We start from the raw sequence: 15,519 nt of genomic DNA, 5'->3' as shown, positions 1-15,519 counted from the left end.
GCCTACATCGTCATGGACTCCCGCTCCATCGGCGCCGACCTGTCGTACGCCTGGCCCACCAACGAGATCGCGGTGATGGGCGCCGAAGGCGCCGCCAACGTCATCTTCCGGCGCGAGATCAACGCCGCCGAGGACCCGGACGCCATGCGCGCCCAGAAGATCAAGGAATACAAGAGCGAGCTGATGCACCCGTACTACGCGGCCGAGCGCGGCCTCGTGGACGACGTCATCGACCCGGCCGAGACGCGGCAGGTGATCGCCGCCGCCCTGGCGATGCTCCGCACCAAGCACGCCGACCTGCCCAGCCGCAAGCACGGCAACCCGCCGATGTAGCACCTGCACCACGCGCGACCCGCACGACGCAGCACGCAGCACGCAGCACGCAGCAGGGCCGTACCGAGCGACACCACACACCACTTTCACCGGGGGAGAAACCAGGACATGACCGCTTCCGCCGAACCCCTCGTCCGCATCGTCCGCGGCAGCCTCTCCGACGAGGAACTGGCCGCCCTCACGGCCGTGCTGATGGCCCGCGCGGCCACGGCCCAGCAGGCCGCCGCCGTCGCGCCGGTCGAGCCGATCGCCAACTGGCAGCGGCTGGAGCGCCGCCCGGCCTACTACTCGCCGGTCAGCTGGCAGCAGGCCGCCTGACGGGTCGACGACTTCCGACGGCTCTCCGCCGGCTTCCGACGGCCGGTCACCCGCCCCGGGTGGCCGGCCGTCGCGCCGTCGCGCCGTCGCCGTCCGGCGTCCGCCGGCCCTCGCGCGGAGCCGCGACGACCGGCCGCCACACCCGGCCGCCACATCCGGCCGTCGCGCCCAGCACGCCGACCGGTCGGCCGGAGCGGCTCGGTAGGATACCTACTGGACGGTATGCGCCCGTCGCCCCGTCGGCCCCCATAGGATCGGCCGCTGCCGAAGCAAGAACTTTCCAGGGAGGCTGCGATGGCCAGACAGGCCCGTGCGCTGGCGACCCGCCAGGCGGTGCTCCTCGCAGCAGCCGAGGTCTTCGACGAGCGGGGCTACGCCGCCGCCACGATGTCCGAGATCCTCGACCGGGCGGGCGTCACCAAGGGCGCGCTGTACTTCCACTTCCACTCCAAGGAGGAGCTGGCGCTCGCCGTGATCGAGGGCCAGGGCGCCTGGGTCGCCACCTGGACGCCCTCCTCGGACAGCCCGGTGCAGACCCTGATCGACCTCGGCTACGCCTTCGCGCACGCCCTCCAGGACGACCCGCTGCTGCGCGGCAGCATACGGCTGACGATCGAGCACGGCAGCTTCACCCAACCGCAGATCGCCGCCTACCAGGGCTGGATGGACCTGGTCCGCGACCTGCTGCAGAACGCCCGGGACGCCGGGGAGCTCCGCCCCGGGATCGACCTGGTGGCGGCCTCCGGGGTGATCACCGGGGCGGTCACCGGGATCCAGCTGAGCTCCCAGGTCCTGGCCGGCCGGCGGGACCTGATCCGGCGGATGGCCGACCTGTGGACCCTGTTGCTGCCCGGGCTGGTCCAGCCGCAGGTGCTCGCCCGGCTGAACCCCGACGAGCAGACCTGAGCCCGGCCGGTCAGACCCGGTGCCCCGGGCAGCGCTCCGCCGGCACCAGCGCGGGCAGCGCGGCCGTCCAGAGCCGGCGCACCGCCTCGGCGGTGGGCCGGCCGGCCTGATCCGCGGCCAGCAGCACCTGACCGGCCATCACCGAACCGAGCAGTTCGGCGCAGGCCCGCCGGTCCGTCCCGGGGCGCAGCTCGCCGGCCTCGGCGGCGCGGTCCAGCAGCCGGTGGACGACGGCGGTGAGGCCGCGCCAGGCGGCCTCGGCGGGCGGCGCTTCGGAACCGTCAGGTGCACCGTGGAGAGCGGTGGCGGTCGGGCGCGGGCAGGGAGCACCGAGCCGCACACCGGCCCGGACCACCACGTCCTCGCGCAGCAGCCGGGCCAGCTCGTGCGAGAAGTCGATCAGCCCCTGGACGGCCGGGCCCTCCGCCCGCAGGGCGCGCAGCGCGGCCGAGCCGACCATGCGCCCGGCGGCGGCCCGCACGCCGTCGGCCAGGGCCCGCTTGGAGACGAAGTGGAAGTAGAGGGCGCCCTTGCTCACTCCGGCCCGGCGGCTGATGTCGACGAGGCTGGCGGCCTCGAAGCCGACCCGCGCGAAGGTGTCCGCCGCGGCGAGCAGGACGGCCTGCCTGGTCCGCTCCGCGCGCTCCTGCTTGACCACTGGCCCCTCCGGACTCGGCCGGACGGCGCTCCCCCGCCCTTCCGGCTGCTGTCTGTCGGCCCGCCCTGGTGGGGGGCGACGCCTCGCATGCGGACGGCACCGGCGAAACCGCATGGTTGGTATCTAATCTAGCGCCCCTGTCGACCCCGCCGTCCAGCGGGGACGGCCCCCCGTCCAAGGTCTGGCCTCGCCGTTCCGGGGATTCCCGCAGCCCAGGGGGCAGGTAGCGTGGCCTGACCGGTCGATGTCACGGGGCGGGCCCCGGCAACAGAACAGAAACCGGGTGGTATGTATGTTTTGTTGTGGGGCGTCCGTGGCGGCCGCTCGACCGACACCCTGGAGCTGGGCCAGCCATGCCATCGATCGTGGAGCCGGACGTCGACGGCCCGTACGTGCTTCCCGGCAGCGCCGCCCGCACCGGCAGCGCCACCCGCACCGGCCCAACCGCTTGGACCGGCCCGGCGGCCCGAACCGGCTCGACCGCCCGCCCCGACCCGGGTTACGACTTCCATGACCGGACCGTCTCCCGGCACCTGGTGCACCGCGCCTGCGTGTCCGAGGTGCTCCTCACCGGCTGGCAGGCCACCGGCCCGTACGACTTCCTGCTCGGCGCCCAGTGGCCCCGGCTGCACGGCTTCTACCGGCTGCCCGGCGACCGCTACCACGACCCGGTGCTGATGGCCGAGACCGTCCGCCAGGCGGGGCTGCTGGTCGGCCACGCCGGCTTCGGGGTGCCGCGCGGCCACCACTTCGTCCTGGAGGACCTCGGCTACGCGCTCGGCGAGCCGGGCCTGCCGGGCCTCGGAGTCACCGCCGGGCCGACCTCGCTGATGCTGGAGGTCGGCTGCGAGGAGGTCCGGATGCGGCACGGCCGACTGGCCTCGCTGCGGGTGCACGCCGAGATCACCAGGGACGGCCTGCGGATCGGCCACGGCTCCGGCCAGTTGCGGGTGGTCACCCCCGCCTCGTACGAGCGCCTGCGCGGACCGGGACGACGGGCCGTCACCCCGCCCCGCCCGCCGGAGCCGGCCGCACCCGAGCTCGTCGGCCGGGCGCAGCCCGCGGACGTGGTGCTCAGCCCGACCCTGCGGCCGGACACCTGGCTGCTGCGGACCGACGCCGACCACCCGGTGCTGTTCGACCAGGAGCTGGACCACGTGCCCGGGATGGTGGTGCTGGAGGCCGCCCGGCAGGCCGCCCAGCGGCTGCACCACCCGGAGCCGGTGGTGCCGGTCGAGCTGGTGACCTCCTTCGACCGCTTCATCGAGCTGGACCGGCCCTGCTTCGTCCGCGCGGTGCGCGAGCGGACTCCGGACGGCCGGCGCGCGCCCGTCCAGGTCCGACTGCTCCAGGACGGGCGGACGGCGGCCGAGTGCCGGCTGCTCACCGAGCCGGTCGACGGCCCGCGGATGCCGGTGCGGCGGGAGTCCCCGGACGGCCGCCCCGCCACCCCCGGCCTGCTGCCGCTGGCGAGTTGAGGCGACGGGCGCAGGGCCCGGAGCGCGGTGGGACCGCCGGGCCCGGGCCCCACCGCGCGGGGTTCAGGCCGCCACCAGCGCGGCCGGCCGCCCGGCGTGCATCACACTGAGGTTGGCCGCCAGCCGGACCGGGTCCTGCGCCAGCCAGAGCCGCAGGGCCGCGCCCAGGGCCGCGCTGGCCGACTCGATCAGGACGTCGGTGATCTGGGCGATCCTGGCCGCACCGGGCACCAGCAGGTCGGCCAGCGGCGTCGGTAGCCAGACCGTCAGCGCGCACGGCGCGGGCGTGGCGAGGGCGCTCAGCAGCCGGTAGGCGTCCCCCGGCGCGCTGAGCGTGGGGATGATGTCCAGCAGAGCGTCGGCCACCACCTCGGACACGTCACTGCGGTGTCCCTGGGCGAGCCGGCGGAGCAACATGCGCTCGGCGGCGGTGATTCGGACGGTCAGCATGACCTCGTCGCACTCCATTGCGCGATTCCTCCTCGTTCCTCCCCGTGCCGGCACGGACGGCCGGCACGAACTACCCCTGTTGCACCTCGGCCCGGCCATCTCTCGTGGGAAGCCGGGCCGGTGGGTGCGCGCCCCCGGTCAGATCCCCGCGTAGGAGTGCTTGCCGGTGACGAAGATGTTCACGCCGTAGTAGTTGAAGAGCCAGCAGGCGAAGGCCGCCAGCGCCAGGTACGCGGCCTTGCGGCCCTTCCAGCCGGCCGTCGCGCGGGCGTGCAGGTAGCAGGCGTAGGCGACCCAGGTGATGAACGACCAGGTCTCCTTCGGGTCCCACTCCCAGTACTTGCCCCAGGCCGCCTCGGCCCAGATCGCGCCCGCGATGATGGTGAACGTCCAGAGCGGGAACACCAGGGCGTTGATCCGGTAGGACAGCTTGTCGAAGGTCGAGGCGGCGGGCAGCCGGCGCCAGATCGAGGCCGAGGTGCCCAGCGGACCGGTCGTCAGGCCGGCCGCCGTCCGCTTGTCGAAGGAGTCCTTGCCCAGGTACAGCAGCGTGGCGATGAACGCCGCGTAGAAGGCGCCGCCGCACAGGATCGCGGTGGAGACGTGGATCGCCAGCCAGTACGAGTGCAGCGCCGGGACGAGCTGCTCGGAGTCGGTGTACAGCACCTGCGTCGCGATGCCCAGCGTCAGCAGCACCGCGACGGTGACCGGCAGGCCGAGCCAGCGGACGTTCTTCCGCGCGGCCAGCAGCACGAGGTACGCGGCCGTCATCGCGAAGGCGAAGGCGCAGGAGAACTCGTACATGTTGCCCCACGGCCAGCGGGACACCGACAGGCCGCGGGAGATGATGCCGCCGCCGTGCAGCAGCAGCGCCAGGACGGTCAGCGAGATCGCGATGCGACCGGCCAGGTCGCCCTTCTCACTGGTGCCGGCCGCGCCCGGGCCGTCCACCTCGTCGTCGCCGCGACCGCCGGTGACCACCGTCGCGCCCTCGCCCGCCAGGACGGTGCGGGTCAGCGTGGTGGTGCCGCCCTTGGCCCCGGCCACGGTGACGGTGACCTTCTTGGCGGCCTTGGGCTCCGCGGCGGCGACGGTCTCGGCCAGGTTGCCCGACTGCTCCTTGGAGCGGACGGCGACCGCGCCCTTGCTGCCGAACGTCCACTCGAACATGTGGGCGAACATGGCGATCGTGTAGACCGCCATCGCCGAATAGATCAGCTTGTTGGAGAGGTCGGCCAGCTGTGGGTCGACCCCCGAGGCGAGATGCACCGTCTACTCCTTGGAGTCCTGGTCGGCAGGGGCTGCGGGGTCCTCTGCTGCGGGGTCTGCTGCTGCGGGCTCTGCTGCCGCGCGGTCCGCTGCCGCGGGCTCTGCTGCCGTGTCGTCGTCCGGCGCGGGTCCGTCCGGCCCGGCGTCCCCCGGCGCGGGGTCCTCCGTCGCCGGGTCCTCCGGTGTCGGCTCGTCCTCGGACGCCGGGGCGTCGTCCTGGAGCTCCACCGCGAGTTCCGCCAGCTCCTCGGCGATCTTCGCCGACTCGCTGCGGGCCAGACCAGCCAGCTCCACCTGGGTGCCGCCGCCCGGCAGGGCCACCGCCCGCACCCAGATCCGGCGGCGCTGGATGAACAGCGAGCCGATCAGGCCGAGGATGGCCAGCACCGCGCCGGTCAGCGCGATCGCGTTCCCGGGCCGGTGCGAGACGTTGAAGCTCGCCCACTGCTTGTAGCCCTCGAAGGTGACGCTGCCGTAGCCGTTCGGCAGCGTCCAGCCCTGGCCGGGCTTGAGCGCCGCCTTGGCCGGCTGGCCGTCCTGGGTCAGCTGGGTGAGCTTGCGGGTGTTCAGCTGGTAGATGTTCTGCGGCAGGCCGGAGTCGGTGCCGAGGTCGCCCGAGAAGGCGTTCAGCACCAGCTCCGGGGCGGCGTCGCCGGGGAACAGCGAGATCGGACCGGTGCCTTCGAAGCTCACCGGCGCGGTGGGCAGGAAGAAGCCGGAGAAGCCCAGCTGGGTCCGGTTGCCGTCCGGGCCGGTGCCGTAGTCGGAGACCTTCACGACCCCGGTCGAGGTCAGGTTGGCGTCCTGCGGCAGGAACGGCACCACGTCGTGGTAGACGACCTCGCCGTTGCCGTTCCTGACGGTGATCACCGGGGCGTAGCCGTGGCCGATCAGGTAGACCTTGCTGCCGCCGATCTCCAGCGGGTGGTTGACCTCGATCGTGCCCTTCTTCAGTTTCGACTCGTCGCTGCCCCGGTAGTACTCCACGTTCGCGGTGAACTGCCGGGCGGCGCCCATCTGGTCGCCCTGGGTCTGGAACTTCGAGGTGAAGCCGTCGAGCTTCAGGTAGAACGGGTCGAGGTCCTGGTTGCCGTAGAACCGCGTGCCGCTGAAGTCGTCGAGCTGGGTGATGGTGTTCGAGTAGCCCTGGCCCTCGACCATCAGCTTGCCGCCGGTGCCGGAGGCCAGGCTGGCCCAGGCGAAGCCGCCGAGCAGCGCGAACAGCGAGAGGTGGAAGAGCAGGTTGCCGACCTCGCGCAGGTAGCCCTTCTCGGCCGCCACCGCGTCGCCGGACAGGTGCGCCCGGAAGCCCCGCCTGCGCAGCAGCCGGTGGGCGGCGGCGTTGACCCGGTCGGCGTCCGCGTCGGTGCGCCAGGCCGCGTACACCGGCATCCGGGTCAGGTTGCGCGGCGCCGCCGGCGGCCGGGCGCGCAGCACGCCGACGAACTGCCAGGTGCGCGGGACGATGCAGCCGGCCAGCGAGACGAACAGCAGGATGTAGATCGCCGAGAACCAGACCGAGCTGTAGACGTCGAACAGCTGGAGCTTCTCGTAGATCGGCGCGACCGCGGTGTGCTGCGCCTTCCAGGTCTGCACCTTGAACTGGTTCTGGCCGTTCTGCGGGATCAGCGAGCCGGGGATGGCGGCCAGCGACAGCAGGAACAGCAGGATCAGGGCGACCCGCATCGAGGTCAGCTGGCGCCACATCCAGCGCGCCCAGCCGAGCACCCCTATGCCGGTCGGGCCCTCGGACTCGACCGGTGCGGTGCTGAGCCGCTCGGCGGCTCCGTCGTCGTCCGGCACCGGCGGCAGCTCGGTCTCGGTCGTGGTCTTGCTCACGGTCAGATTCCGATCGAGGAGTCGGCGGTCCAGGACTGCAGTTCGCTCATCCAGGAGTCCCAGATCCCGGTCACGAGCAGCAGACCGACCGCGACGAGCATGCCGCCGCCGATCCGCATGACGAGCGGGTAGTGCCGCTTGACCCACCCGAAGGCGCCCAGCGCCCGGCGGAAGGCCAGCGCGGCCACGATGAACGGTACGCCGAGGCCCAGACAGTAGAACGTCATCAGCAGCGCCCCGCGCGCCGCGTCCGCCTGGTTCAGGGACAGCGTCTGGACGGCGGCCAGGGTGGGGCCGATGCAGGGCGTCCAGCCGATGCCGAACACCATGCCCAGCAGCGGCGCGCCGAGCAGTCCGACGGCCGGTCGGCGGTGCGAGCGCACCTCCCGCATGCTCAGGCCGGGGACGAGGCCCATGAAGGCCAGGCCCATCAGGACGGTCACCGAGCCGAGCACGATCGAGATGACCCGCTTGTGCTCCTGCAGGGTCGAGCCGAACTGGCCGAACAGCGCGCCGCCCGAGACGAAGACCACGGTGAAGCCAAGGATGAACAGCGTTGCCCCGAGGAGCATCCGGCCGCGCTTCGAACCGCGGGCGTCCACCAGGTCGGCGGCCGAGAAGCCCGTCACGTACGACAGGTAGCCGGGCACCAGCGGCAGCACGCAGGGCGAGAAGAACGACACCAGCCCGGCCGCCAGCGCGACCGGCGCCGCGGCCAGCAGCGCCCCGCTCTGCACGGTCGTGAAGGTGTCGGCGAGCCGCAGCGGCGCACTCACTGCTTCTGCTCCGCGGCCACCGGCTGAAGGATCGACTCCAGCGCGTCCTCGGTGGTGCCGCCGACGGCGCGGGCGGCCAGCTTGCCCTCGCGGTCGACGATCAGGGTGGTCGGGATGGACTGCGGGTTGAGGCTGCCCTTGGGGAACTTGAGCAGCTGCGTCCCGGCCGGGTCGAAGATGCTCGGGAAGGTGACGCCCTGCTCCTGCTCGAAGCGGACGGCGTTGGTCTTGTCGGTGTCCCGGGTGTTGATGCCGAGGAACTGGACGCCCTGGTCCTTGTACTTCTCGGCGACGGCCTGCAGGCTCTTCGCCTCGGCCCGGCAGGGCCCGCACCAGGAGCCCCAGACGTTCAGCACCACGACCTTGCCGCGGTAGTCGGAGAGCTTGACCTGGTTGCCCTCCAGGGTCTCGCCGGTGATGTCCGGCGCGTCCCCGCGCTTGCCCGTGTCCGCCTTCGACAGGTTGGTCCCCTTGACCGTGACGAAGCCGACCTGGCCCTCGCCGCTGGTCGACGAGCCCGAGGAGGAGCAACCGGTGAGGACGAGCGCAGCGGCGGCGACGGTGGCAGCGGCTGCGGCGACACGGGGACGGGGGCGCGTCATGGCAGACATGTGAAAAGTTTCGCATGGAGTTCCGGGCGGGTTCGCCGGGGCCCTGCCTTGGCCGCCGCACCCGCTCTGACCTGCTACGGAAGCGGGCCGCCCGGCGGTTGCCGGACGACCCGCGACCATACTTACCCGGGGCTTACGCGCGGCTCCGGGCCCGGCCGGGCCGGGGCCGCGGCCGCCCCCGGGCTCCGACCCTCAGGCCCCGAAGCTCTTGCCCACGGGCTTGCCCTTGCCGCCCTTGCCGACCAGGTACGCCGGCAGCAGGTCGCGGGCCGGCTCGCGGTAGCCGACCGAGACGATCTTGTCGCCCTCGAAGGTGAAGCTGGTCAGCGAGGCCAGCGAGCACTGCCGGCGGCGGGGGTCGTGCCAGAGCCGGCGGCGCTCCACGAACGAGCGGACGATCCAGATCGGCAGCTGGTGGCTGACGCAGACCGCCTCGTGCCCGCGGGCGGCGTCCCGGGCCGCGCCGAGCGCGCCCATCATCCGCACCACCTGGTCGAGGTACGGCTCGCCCCAGGAGGGCTTGAACGGGTTGGTGAGGTACTTCCAGTACCCCGGGTTGCGCAGCGAACCGTCGCCGACCCCGAAGGTCTTGCCCTCGAAGACGTTCTCCGCCTCGATCAGCCGCTCGTCCACCGCGACGTCCAGGCCGTGCGCCTTGGCGATCGGCGCGGCCGTCTCCTGGGCGCGCTCCAGCGGGGAGGCCACCACGTGGGTGATGTCCCGGCCGGCCAGGTCCTCGGCGACCCGCTCGGCCATCTCCCGGCCCAGCTCGGACAGGCGGTAGCCGGGCAGCCGCCCGTACAGCACGCCCTCCGGGTTGTGCACCTCACCGTGACGCATCAGGTGGACGACGGTGATCTCTTTGGCGCTCACTTCTCAACTGCTCCTGGGGATCGGAAGGTGGGCTCAGGCCGCGGCCGTGGCGGCGGCAGCGGCTCGCGCGGCGGCGGGCAGGGCGGCGGCGATCCGCTCGATCGCCCGCGCGTCGTGGCTCGCCGAGACGAACCAGGACTCGAAGGCGGACGGCGGCAGGTAGACGCCCTCGGCCAGCATCGCGTGGAAGAAGGCGGTGAAACGGTACGCCTCCTGGGTCTTCGCCTCGTCGTAGTTCGTGACGGCGGCCTCGGTGAAGAACACCGAGAACATGTTCCCGGCGGTCTGCAGCCGGTGGGCCACGCCCTCCTTGGTGAGCGCCTCGGAGACCAGCCCGGAGACCTCGGCGGCGACCGCGTCCACCGTCGTGTAGACCTCGTCGGTGCAACCGCGCAGCTGGGCCAGGCCCGCCGCGGTGGCGACCGGGTTGCCGGACAGGGTGCCCGCCTGGTAGACCGGGCCGGCCGGGGCCAGGTGCGCCATCACGTCGGCGCGACCGCCGAAGGCCGCGGCCGGGAAGCCGCCGCCCATGACCTTGCCGAAGGTCAGCAGGTCCGGCGCCCAGCCCTCGTTCGCCGCCTCCAGGCCGTACCAGCCGGCCTTGGAGACGCGGAAGCCGGTCATCACCTCGTCCGAGATGAACAGCGCGCCGTTGTCCCGGCAGAGCCGGGACAGGCCCGCGTTGAAGCCGGGCAGCGGCGGGACGACGCCCATGTTGCCGGGCGAGGCCTCGGTGATGACGCAGGCGATCTCGCCCGGGTGCGCGGCGAAGGCCTGCTCGACGGCGGCCAGGTCGTTGTACGGCAGCACGATGGTGTCGCCGGCCTGGGCGCCGGTGACGCCCGGGGTGTCCGGCAGGCCGAAGGTGGCCACGCCGGAACCGGCGGCGGCCAGCAGCGCGTCCACGTGACCGTGGTAGCAGCCGGCGAACTTGACCACCTTCGCCCGGCCGGTGAAGCCGCGGGCGAGGCGGATCGCGGACATGGTGGCCTCGGTGCCGGAGGAGACCAGGCGGACCTGCTCGACCGGGGCGACCCGGGAGACGATCTCCTCGGCCAGCTCGACCTCGCCCTGGCCGGGCGTGCCGAAGGACGTGCCGCGGGTGACGGCCTGCTGGACGGCGTCGATCACCGCGGGGTGGGCGTGCCCGAGGATCATCGGACCCCACGAGCACACCAGGTCGACGTACTCACGGCCGTCGGCGTCGGTGAGGTAGGGGCCGCTGCCGGACACCATGAAGCGCGGCGTACCGCCGACCGCGCGGAAGGCGCGCACCGGGGAGTTGACGCCGCCGGGCGTGACCACGGAGGCGCGGTCGAAGAGCGACTGGGACTGGGGGGCTTCGTAGGGGTAGCTCACGGGAGACATGGTCTCAAATCGTGTCCTCGAGCTCTGCATGTCCGGCCCGATCATCTGGAACGATGATCCGGGCACCGTTGTCTGTACGGTTGTCCCGTGACTGATGTCGGTGACGGACGTCGGTGACGGGTGGTCGGCAGGGTGGGGCCGCTGGCTGCGCCGGAGCACGGACCAGTCAGACTGTGTGCACAGGGTGCGCGAGCGCTCCGGTTGTGTGCAGGGGTGTGGAGAGGACTGCTGTCGGCCGCGAGTGGGTAAGGCCCGCGCGTGGGTACGGCGGCGCATGACGGGTAAGGAGCACGTCCGGCGGGACGCCGGGCGTGCGGGGGTCTGTCGATTCCGGCGAATTCCGGTGAGGATGGTCCGAGTGTCCGAGGCGCAGGACGGTTACGACGAGGCCGCGGGGGGCTCCCGCAGGCCCGCCGAAGCCGCACGCGGGGGTACGGGAGCGGGTACGGGTCGTGGTCGTCGCGGCGGTGAGAGGCGGGGTGAGGGACGCGTGGGGGTGACGTACAAGTACTTCGGCGCACCGGACCGCGCCACCGCCGCCAGAGTCCCCACCGCGCTCGGCCCGGGCGGTCTCGGCCTGGACGCCGGCGAACTCGGCGCGCTGGGGCGGCTCGGCGACCTGATGGAGACCAGCGGCTCCCCGACCGGCCACCTCTCCACCAAGATCAAACCGGAGACCATGAGCGCCATGGTCCTCACCGGCATCCAGGGCGTCCCGCTGCACCAGGTCCCGCCGCTGGAACTCGTGGTGCTGCACCCCGACTACGCCGTCGTCCAACTCCCGCACAACGTCGTGGAACCGCTGCGCAAGGCCGACGAGACCGAGCTCGGCGCGGCCGCGTTCATCTGGTCCACCGTGCCGGACCGCCGCGGGCCGCGCGACGCCTTCGTGATCTACAGCATGCTGCACGAGTGGCAGGACTTCGCCAACCGGCTGCACGACGCCGGGCACCAGCTGTACTGCCTGGTCTGGCCGTAACCCGCCGACCGACGCGCGCACCGAGCCCCGACCCGATGAACACGGGCCGGGGCTCGGCGGTTTGACCGGCCGTCACTTCCTGGCGGAGGGTCGGAGCGTCACCGCCGCCAGCACCAGCGCCGCCGCGAGCAGCCCGGCGGCCACCGCGAACGCGAGTCGGAAGCCGCCGGTGAGCGCCTCGGGTGCGGAGTGCCCGGCGGCGAGCAGGGTGCCGGTGCGGCCGTCGGCGAGGGTCGTCAGCACCGCGACCCCGAGCGCGCCGCCGACCTGCTGGGTGGTGTTGAACAGGCCGGAGGCCGTCCCCGCGTCCTCCGGGCCGGCGCCGGACATCCCGAGCACGGCGAGCGCGGACAGCACCAGTCCGCCGCCGCCGATCAGCAGCATCGTCGGCAGCAGGTGGGCGGTGTAGTCGGCGTCGGAGGGCAGCCGGACCAGCAGGCCGAGCGCGGCCACCAGCATCGCCAGGCCGGCCAGCAGCACCGCGCGCTCCCCGAAGCGGGCGCTCAGCCGGGCGGAGAGCAGCAGCGAGACCGCGCCGATGGCGACCGCGGCCGGCAGCATCGCCAGGCCGGTGGCGGCGGCGCCGTAGCCGAGGACCTGCTGCATGTAGAGGGCGACCAGGATCTGGAAGGCGAACATCCCTGAGATTGTCAGGATCTGCACGGCGTTGGCCCCGGAGACGCTGCGGGAGCGGAACATCCGCAGCGGGAGCAGCGGCTGGGCGGCCCGGGCCTGGCGGACCAGGAAGCCGGCCAGCAGGGCGAGCGAGAGCGCACCGAGCCCGAGGGTGCGGGCCGAGGTCCAGCCGTGCGCCCCGGTGCCGACGATGGTGTAGATGCCGAGCATCAGGGCGGCGGTGATCAGCACGGCGCCCAGCGCGTCGGCGCCGCCCCGCAGGCCCGGGCCGCGCTCGGGCTCCAACACCCGGGCGGCGAGCAGGGCGGCGGCGAGGCCGAGCGGCAGGTTGATCAGGAAGATCCAGTGCCAGTTGAGGGCCTGGGTGAGCACGCCGCCGAGGACCTGGCCGATCGAGGCGCCGGCCGCGCCGACGAAGCTGAACGCGCCGATCGCCCGGCCGCGCTCGCCCGGCTCGGGGAAGAGCGTGACGATCATGCCGAGGCTGACCGCGGAGGCCATCGCCCCGCCGACGCCCTGGAGGAACCGGGCGGCGATCAGCATCCCCTGCCCGGTGGCGACGGCGCACAGCAGGGAGGCGGCGGTGAAGAGCGCCAGTCCTGCGACGAAGACCCGCTTGCGCCCGATCAGGTCGCCGAGCCGGCCGGCCAGCAGGAGCAGCCCGCCGAAGGCGATCAGGTAGGCGTTGACCGTCCAGGTCAGGTCGGCGGGCGAGAAGTGCAGGTCGTTCTGGATGGCGGGCAGCGCCACGGTGACGATCGAGCCGTCGAGGACGATCATCAGCATGCCCGCGCAGAGCACCGCGAGGGCCAGGGCGCGGGAGCGGGCGGGTCGGGCCGGCGCCGCTGCGGGCGCGGTGGGGGCGTACGTGGTCATGGCGGGTCTCCCGGTTCGTCGAGTGCCGGGAAGGACGCTACCAGATTGTTTTGTTCGGGACTATCTGCCTGCGGAGCAGATTGCGGGGAGTGCTCCCCGGAGTGCTTGCGGAGTGCTCCCGGAGTGCTCCCCCGGGCTCACTGACCGCGCGAGCGGCGGGCGCGGCGGACGGTGCGGTCGCTCTCCACCGGCTCCGCCAGATGGCCGTCCACCAGGCGGGAGAGCGCGGAGACGAACGCGTCCTGCTCGGGCTGCGGCAGGGACTCGAGCAACTCCCGGTGGACCCGGTCGGCGATCTCGGTGCCCTTCACCACCGCGCGGGCGCCCTCCTCGGTGACCGAGATGATCCGGGCCCGGCGGTCGGTGGCGGACGGGCGGCGCTCGGCCAGTCCCGCCTTCTCCAGTTCGTCCACGGTGACCACCATGGTGGTCTTGTCCAGGTCGGCCAGCTCGGCCAGCTGGATCTGGGTGCGCTCGGCCTCCTGGGCGTGGAACAGCACGCAGTACGCGCGGGGCGTGATGCCGAGTTCCGTGAAGGCGGCCGCCATCCGGGTCGCCAGGACGTGGCTCGCGTGGTCCAGCAGGGCGGAGATGTCGCGGATCCGGCGCACGGGCGGGGTCGTCGTCATGCCTTCGAGGTTAGCAACGGCCCGTCTGCTCGTGGATGATCCCGTTGCCAACCACCGGGGGCTAGGGGATGCCCAACTCGAACAGCGCATACCCCGCGTACCAGCCCGCCGCGACGGCCGGCATCGCGAACAGCCCGATCAGCGAGGACGTCCGCACCCGCCGCAGGGCCACCGCCAGGCCGATGAACAGCGGGAAGGCCGGCAGCAGGTAGCGCGAGATGTTGCCGAAGATCTGGTTGCTGCTCAGCGCCAGGAAGACGGTCATCGCCGTGTACACCCACAGCACCAGCGGCGGGCGCGCCCGCCACAGCAGCACCAGCAGGCCCGGCAGGGCGATCAGCAGGGCGATGGCGATCAGGTCCGGGACGGGATTGGACTGCCAGAAGGACCAGTGGCCGGTGATCACGTCCAGGACGGTGCGGACGGTGGAGGCGCCGAAGTCGAAGTAGCGGTTCCAGGCGCCGCGCTGGAGCTTGAAGTACCCGCCCCAGTCACCCATCCGCCAACCGACCCAGGCGACGTAGCCGACCAGGCCCCACGGGGTGATCAGCATGGCGGTCAGCGGGCGCGCCACCCCGTCGGTACGGCGGACCAACGCGACCAGCGCGGCGATCGAGACGGCGGCGATCAGTGCCGCGGCGGTCGGCCGGTTCAGCCCGGCGACCAGCGCGAGCAGACCGGCGGCCGGCCAGCGGCGGGTCATCACGCAGTAGCAGGCCCAGGCCGACAGCGCGACGAACAGCGAGTCCGAGTAGACCGCCCACTCCACGCCCGACCCCGGGAACAGGCCCCAGACCACCGCGGCGATCACACCGGCCCGGAAGCCGCCCAGCCGCTCCGCGATCGCGAAGATCCCGGCCGCGGCGACCAGCGAGGCGGCCACCGAGACCACGATCCCGCAACCGTACGGGCCGAGCCCGGTGACCGCGCCGACCAGCCGCATCAGCCAGGGGTAGAGCGGGAAGAAGGCGGACGAGTTCTCGTAGTAGGTGGCCAGCGGGAAGCCGTGCAGCGGGATCAGCTTCGGGTCGTAACCGTTCTCGGCGATCCGCTGGTACCAGACGCCGTCCCAGGTGCCCAGCACGTCCCACGCGTGGACGCCGCCGCCGCGGCCGGTCTGCTTCCGCAGGTAGTCGCCGGTGTGCTCCAGCAGCATCAGGAAGACGGCCAGGCCGATCGCCTTGACCAGCGCGTACGCGCCCAGCGCGGGGGCGAAGCGGTCCACCAGGCCGCGCAGCCGGCCCGGCGCGGAACCCGTCCGCCCCTCGGACCGCTCCGCCGCCGACGCCACCGGCGCCCCGGATCCGGCGCTGGACGACGCCGTGCTCGATGCCGTGCTCATGTGCTCTGTGGACTCCCCGCCACGCTCGAGGGTGCGCGCAGCTCCGGCGCAACGATTTTCCCGTGAGCCTACGACACGCCCCCTCAGCCGCCCCCTTCCCCCGCCGCCGGGTCGCGCCCGGGAACGGATCCGCCGCCGCCCCGGAGGGAGCGGCCGCGGCCCCCGTCCGCCGCCGCTC

General features: G+C 72.9%; 16 protein-coding genes. 5 read left to right on the top strand and 11 right to left on the bottom strand.

Annotated features, from left to right (window positions below; translation table 11 throughout):
- The 3 genes from ABT247_RS23505 to ABT247_RS23495 all read left to right on the top strand — a co-directional run.
- Positions 1 to 333, top strand: a 333-nt coding sequence (locus ABT247_RS23505; protein WP_350745303.1) for a carboxyl transferase domain-containing protein, incomplete at its 5' end; no start/stop codon positions are given.
- A 108-nt stretch (positions 334 to 441) separates the two neighbouring features.
- Positions 442 to 651: an acyl-CoA carboxylase subunit epsilon gene (locus ABT247_RS23500; RefSeq protein WP_350745300.1), complete on the top strand. Its 210-nt coding sequence runs from the start codon at positions 442 to 444 to the stop codon at positions 649 to 651.
- A gap of 294 nt (positions 652 to 945) precedes the next feature.
- Positions 946 to 1,557, top strand: coding sequence for a ScbR family autoregulator-binding transcription factor (locus ABT247_RS23495; protein WP_350745297.1), 612 nt, complete (start codon positions 946 to 948; stop codon positions 1,555 to 1,557).
- A gap of 10 nt (positions 1,558 to 1,567) precedes the next feature.
- On the opposite strand, the gene ABT247_RS23490 is transcribed toward ABT247_RS23495, so the two are convergent.
- Positions 1,568 to 2,215, bottom strand: coding sequence for a ScbR family autoregulator-binding transcription factor (locus ABT247_RS23490; protein ID WP_350745294.1), 648 nt, complete (start codon positions 2,213 to 2,215; stop codon positions 1,568 to 1,570).
- Between the two features lie 353 nt (positions 2,216 to 2,568).
- Here ABT247_RS23490 and ABT247_RS23485 point away from each other — a divergent pair, with 353 nt between their 5' ends.
- On the top strand, positions 2,569 to 3,693 hold the full coding sequence (locus ABT247_RS23485) for a ScbA/BarX family gamma-butyrolactone biosynthesis protein (protein ID WP_350745291.1): 1,125 nt from the start codon (positions 2,569 to 2,571) through the stop codon (positions 3,691 to 3,693).
- Positions 3,694 to 3,756: 63 nt separating this feature from the next.
- On the opposite strand, the gene ABT247_RS23480 is transcribed toward ABT247_RS23485, so the two are convergent.
- The 7 genes from ABT247_RS23480 to hemL form a co-directional block, all read right to left on the bottom strand.
- Entirely contained in the window at positions 3,757 to 4,143 is a 387-nt protein-coding gene (locus tag ABT247_RS23480) for a hypothetical protein (protein ID WP_350745289.1), read from the bottom strand.
- Between the two features lie 138 nt (positions 4,144 to 4,281).
- Entirely contained in the window at positions 4,282 to 5,412 is a 1,131-nt protein-coding gene (ccsB, locus tag ABT247_RS23475) for a c-type cytochrome biogenesis protein CcsB (RefSeq protein WP_350745286.1), read from the bottom strand.
- A 3-nt stretch (positions 5,413 to 5,415) separates the two neighbouring features.
- Entirely contained in the window at positions 5,416 to 7,251 is a 1,836-nt protein-coding gene (gene resB, locus ABT247_RS23470; RefSeq protein WP_350745283.1) for a cytochrome c biogenesis protein ResB, read from the bottom strand.
- 2 nt (positions 7,252 to 7,253) lie between these two features.
- Positions 7,254 to 8,027, bottom strand: a complete 774-nt coding sequence (locus ABT247_RS23465; RefSeq protein ID WP_350745280.1) for a cytochrome c biogenesis CcdA family protein — start codon at positions 8,025 to 8,027, stop codon at positions 7,254 to 7,256.
- Positions 8,024 to 8,638, bottom strand: coding sequence for a TlpA family protein disulfide reductase (locus ABT247_RS23460; protein WP_350745277.1), 615 nt, complete (start codon positions 8,636 to 8,638; stop codon positions 8,024 to 8,026). Before ABT247_RS23460 ends, ABT247_RS23465 begins: the two co-directional genes overlap by 4 nt.
- Before the next feature lie 192 nt (positions 8,639 to 8,830).
- A complete protein-coding gene (locus ABT247_RS23455; protein WP_392899635.1) occupies positions 8,831 to 9,478 on the bottom strand; it encodes a histidine phosphatase family protein in 648 nt (215 codons plus the stop codon).
- Between the two features lie 66 nt (positions 9,479 to 9,544).
- Entirely contained in the window at positions 9,545 to 10,879 is a 1,335-nt protein-coding gene (gene hemL, locus ABT247_RS23450) for a glutamate-1-semialdehyde 2,1-aminomutase (protein ID WP_350745272.1), read from the bottom strand.
- A gap of 490 nt (positions 10,880 to 11,369) precedes the next feature.
- Between hemL and ABT247_RS23445 the strand changes: the two genes are divergently transcribed.
- Positions 11,370 to 11,858, top strand: a complete 489-nt coding sequence (locus ABT247_RS23445; protein WP_188309827.1) for a hypothetical protein — start codon at positions 11,370 to 11,372, stop codon at positions 11,856 to 11,858.
- A gap of 72 nt (positions 11,859 to 11,930) precedes the next feature.
- Here ABT247_RS23445 and ABT247_RS23440 read toward each other — a convergent pair whose 3' ends face one another.
- The 3 genes from ABT247_RS23440 to ABT247_RS23430 form a co-directional block, all read right to left on the bottom strand.
- Positions 11,931 to 13,370 carry an MFS transporter gene (locus ABT247_RS23440; protein ID WP_350745269.1) on the bottom strand — a complete coding sequence of 480 codons (1,440 nt, stop codon included), beginning with the start codon at positions 13,368 to 13,370 and terminating at the stop codon, positions 11,931 to 11,933.
- Between the two features lie 137 nt (positions 13,371 to 13,507).
- Positions 13,508 to 13,999 carry a MarR family winged helix-turn-helix transcriptional regulator gene (locus ABT247_RS23435; RefSeq protein ID WP_350745266.1) on the bottom strand — a complete coding sequence of 164 codons (492 nt, stop codon included), beginning with the start codon at positions 13,997 to 13,999 and terminating at the stop codon, positions 13,508 to 13,510.
- 61 nt (positions 14,000 to 14,060) lie between these two features.
- Entirely contained in the window at positions 14,061 to 15,341 is a 1,281-nt protein-coding gene (locus ABT247_RS23430; RefSeq protein ID WP_350745263.1) for a hypothetical protein, read from the bottom strand.
- Between the last annotated feature and the right edge of the window lie 178 nt (positions 15,342 to 15,519).

This window comes from Kitasatospora sp. NPDC001539, from assembly GCF_040298565.1.
GTDB lineage: Bacteria > Actinomycetota > Actinomycetes > Streptomycetales > Streptomycetaceae > Kitasatospora.
Note: the sequence above shows the minus strand (reverse complement) of the source record. Positions and strands in the feature narration are given on the sequence as shown.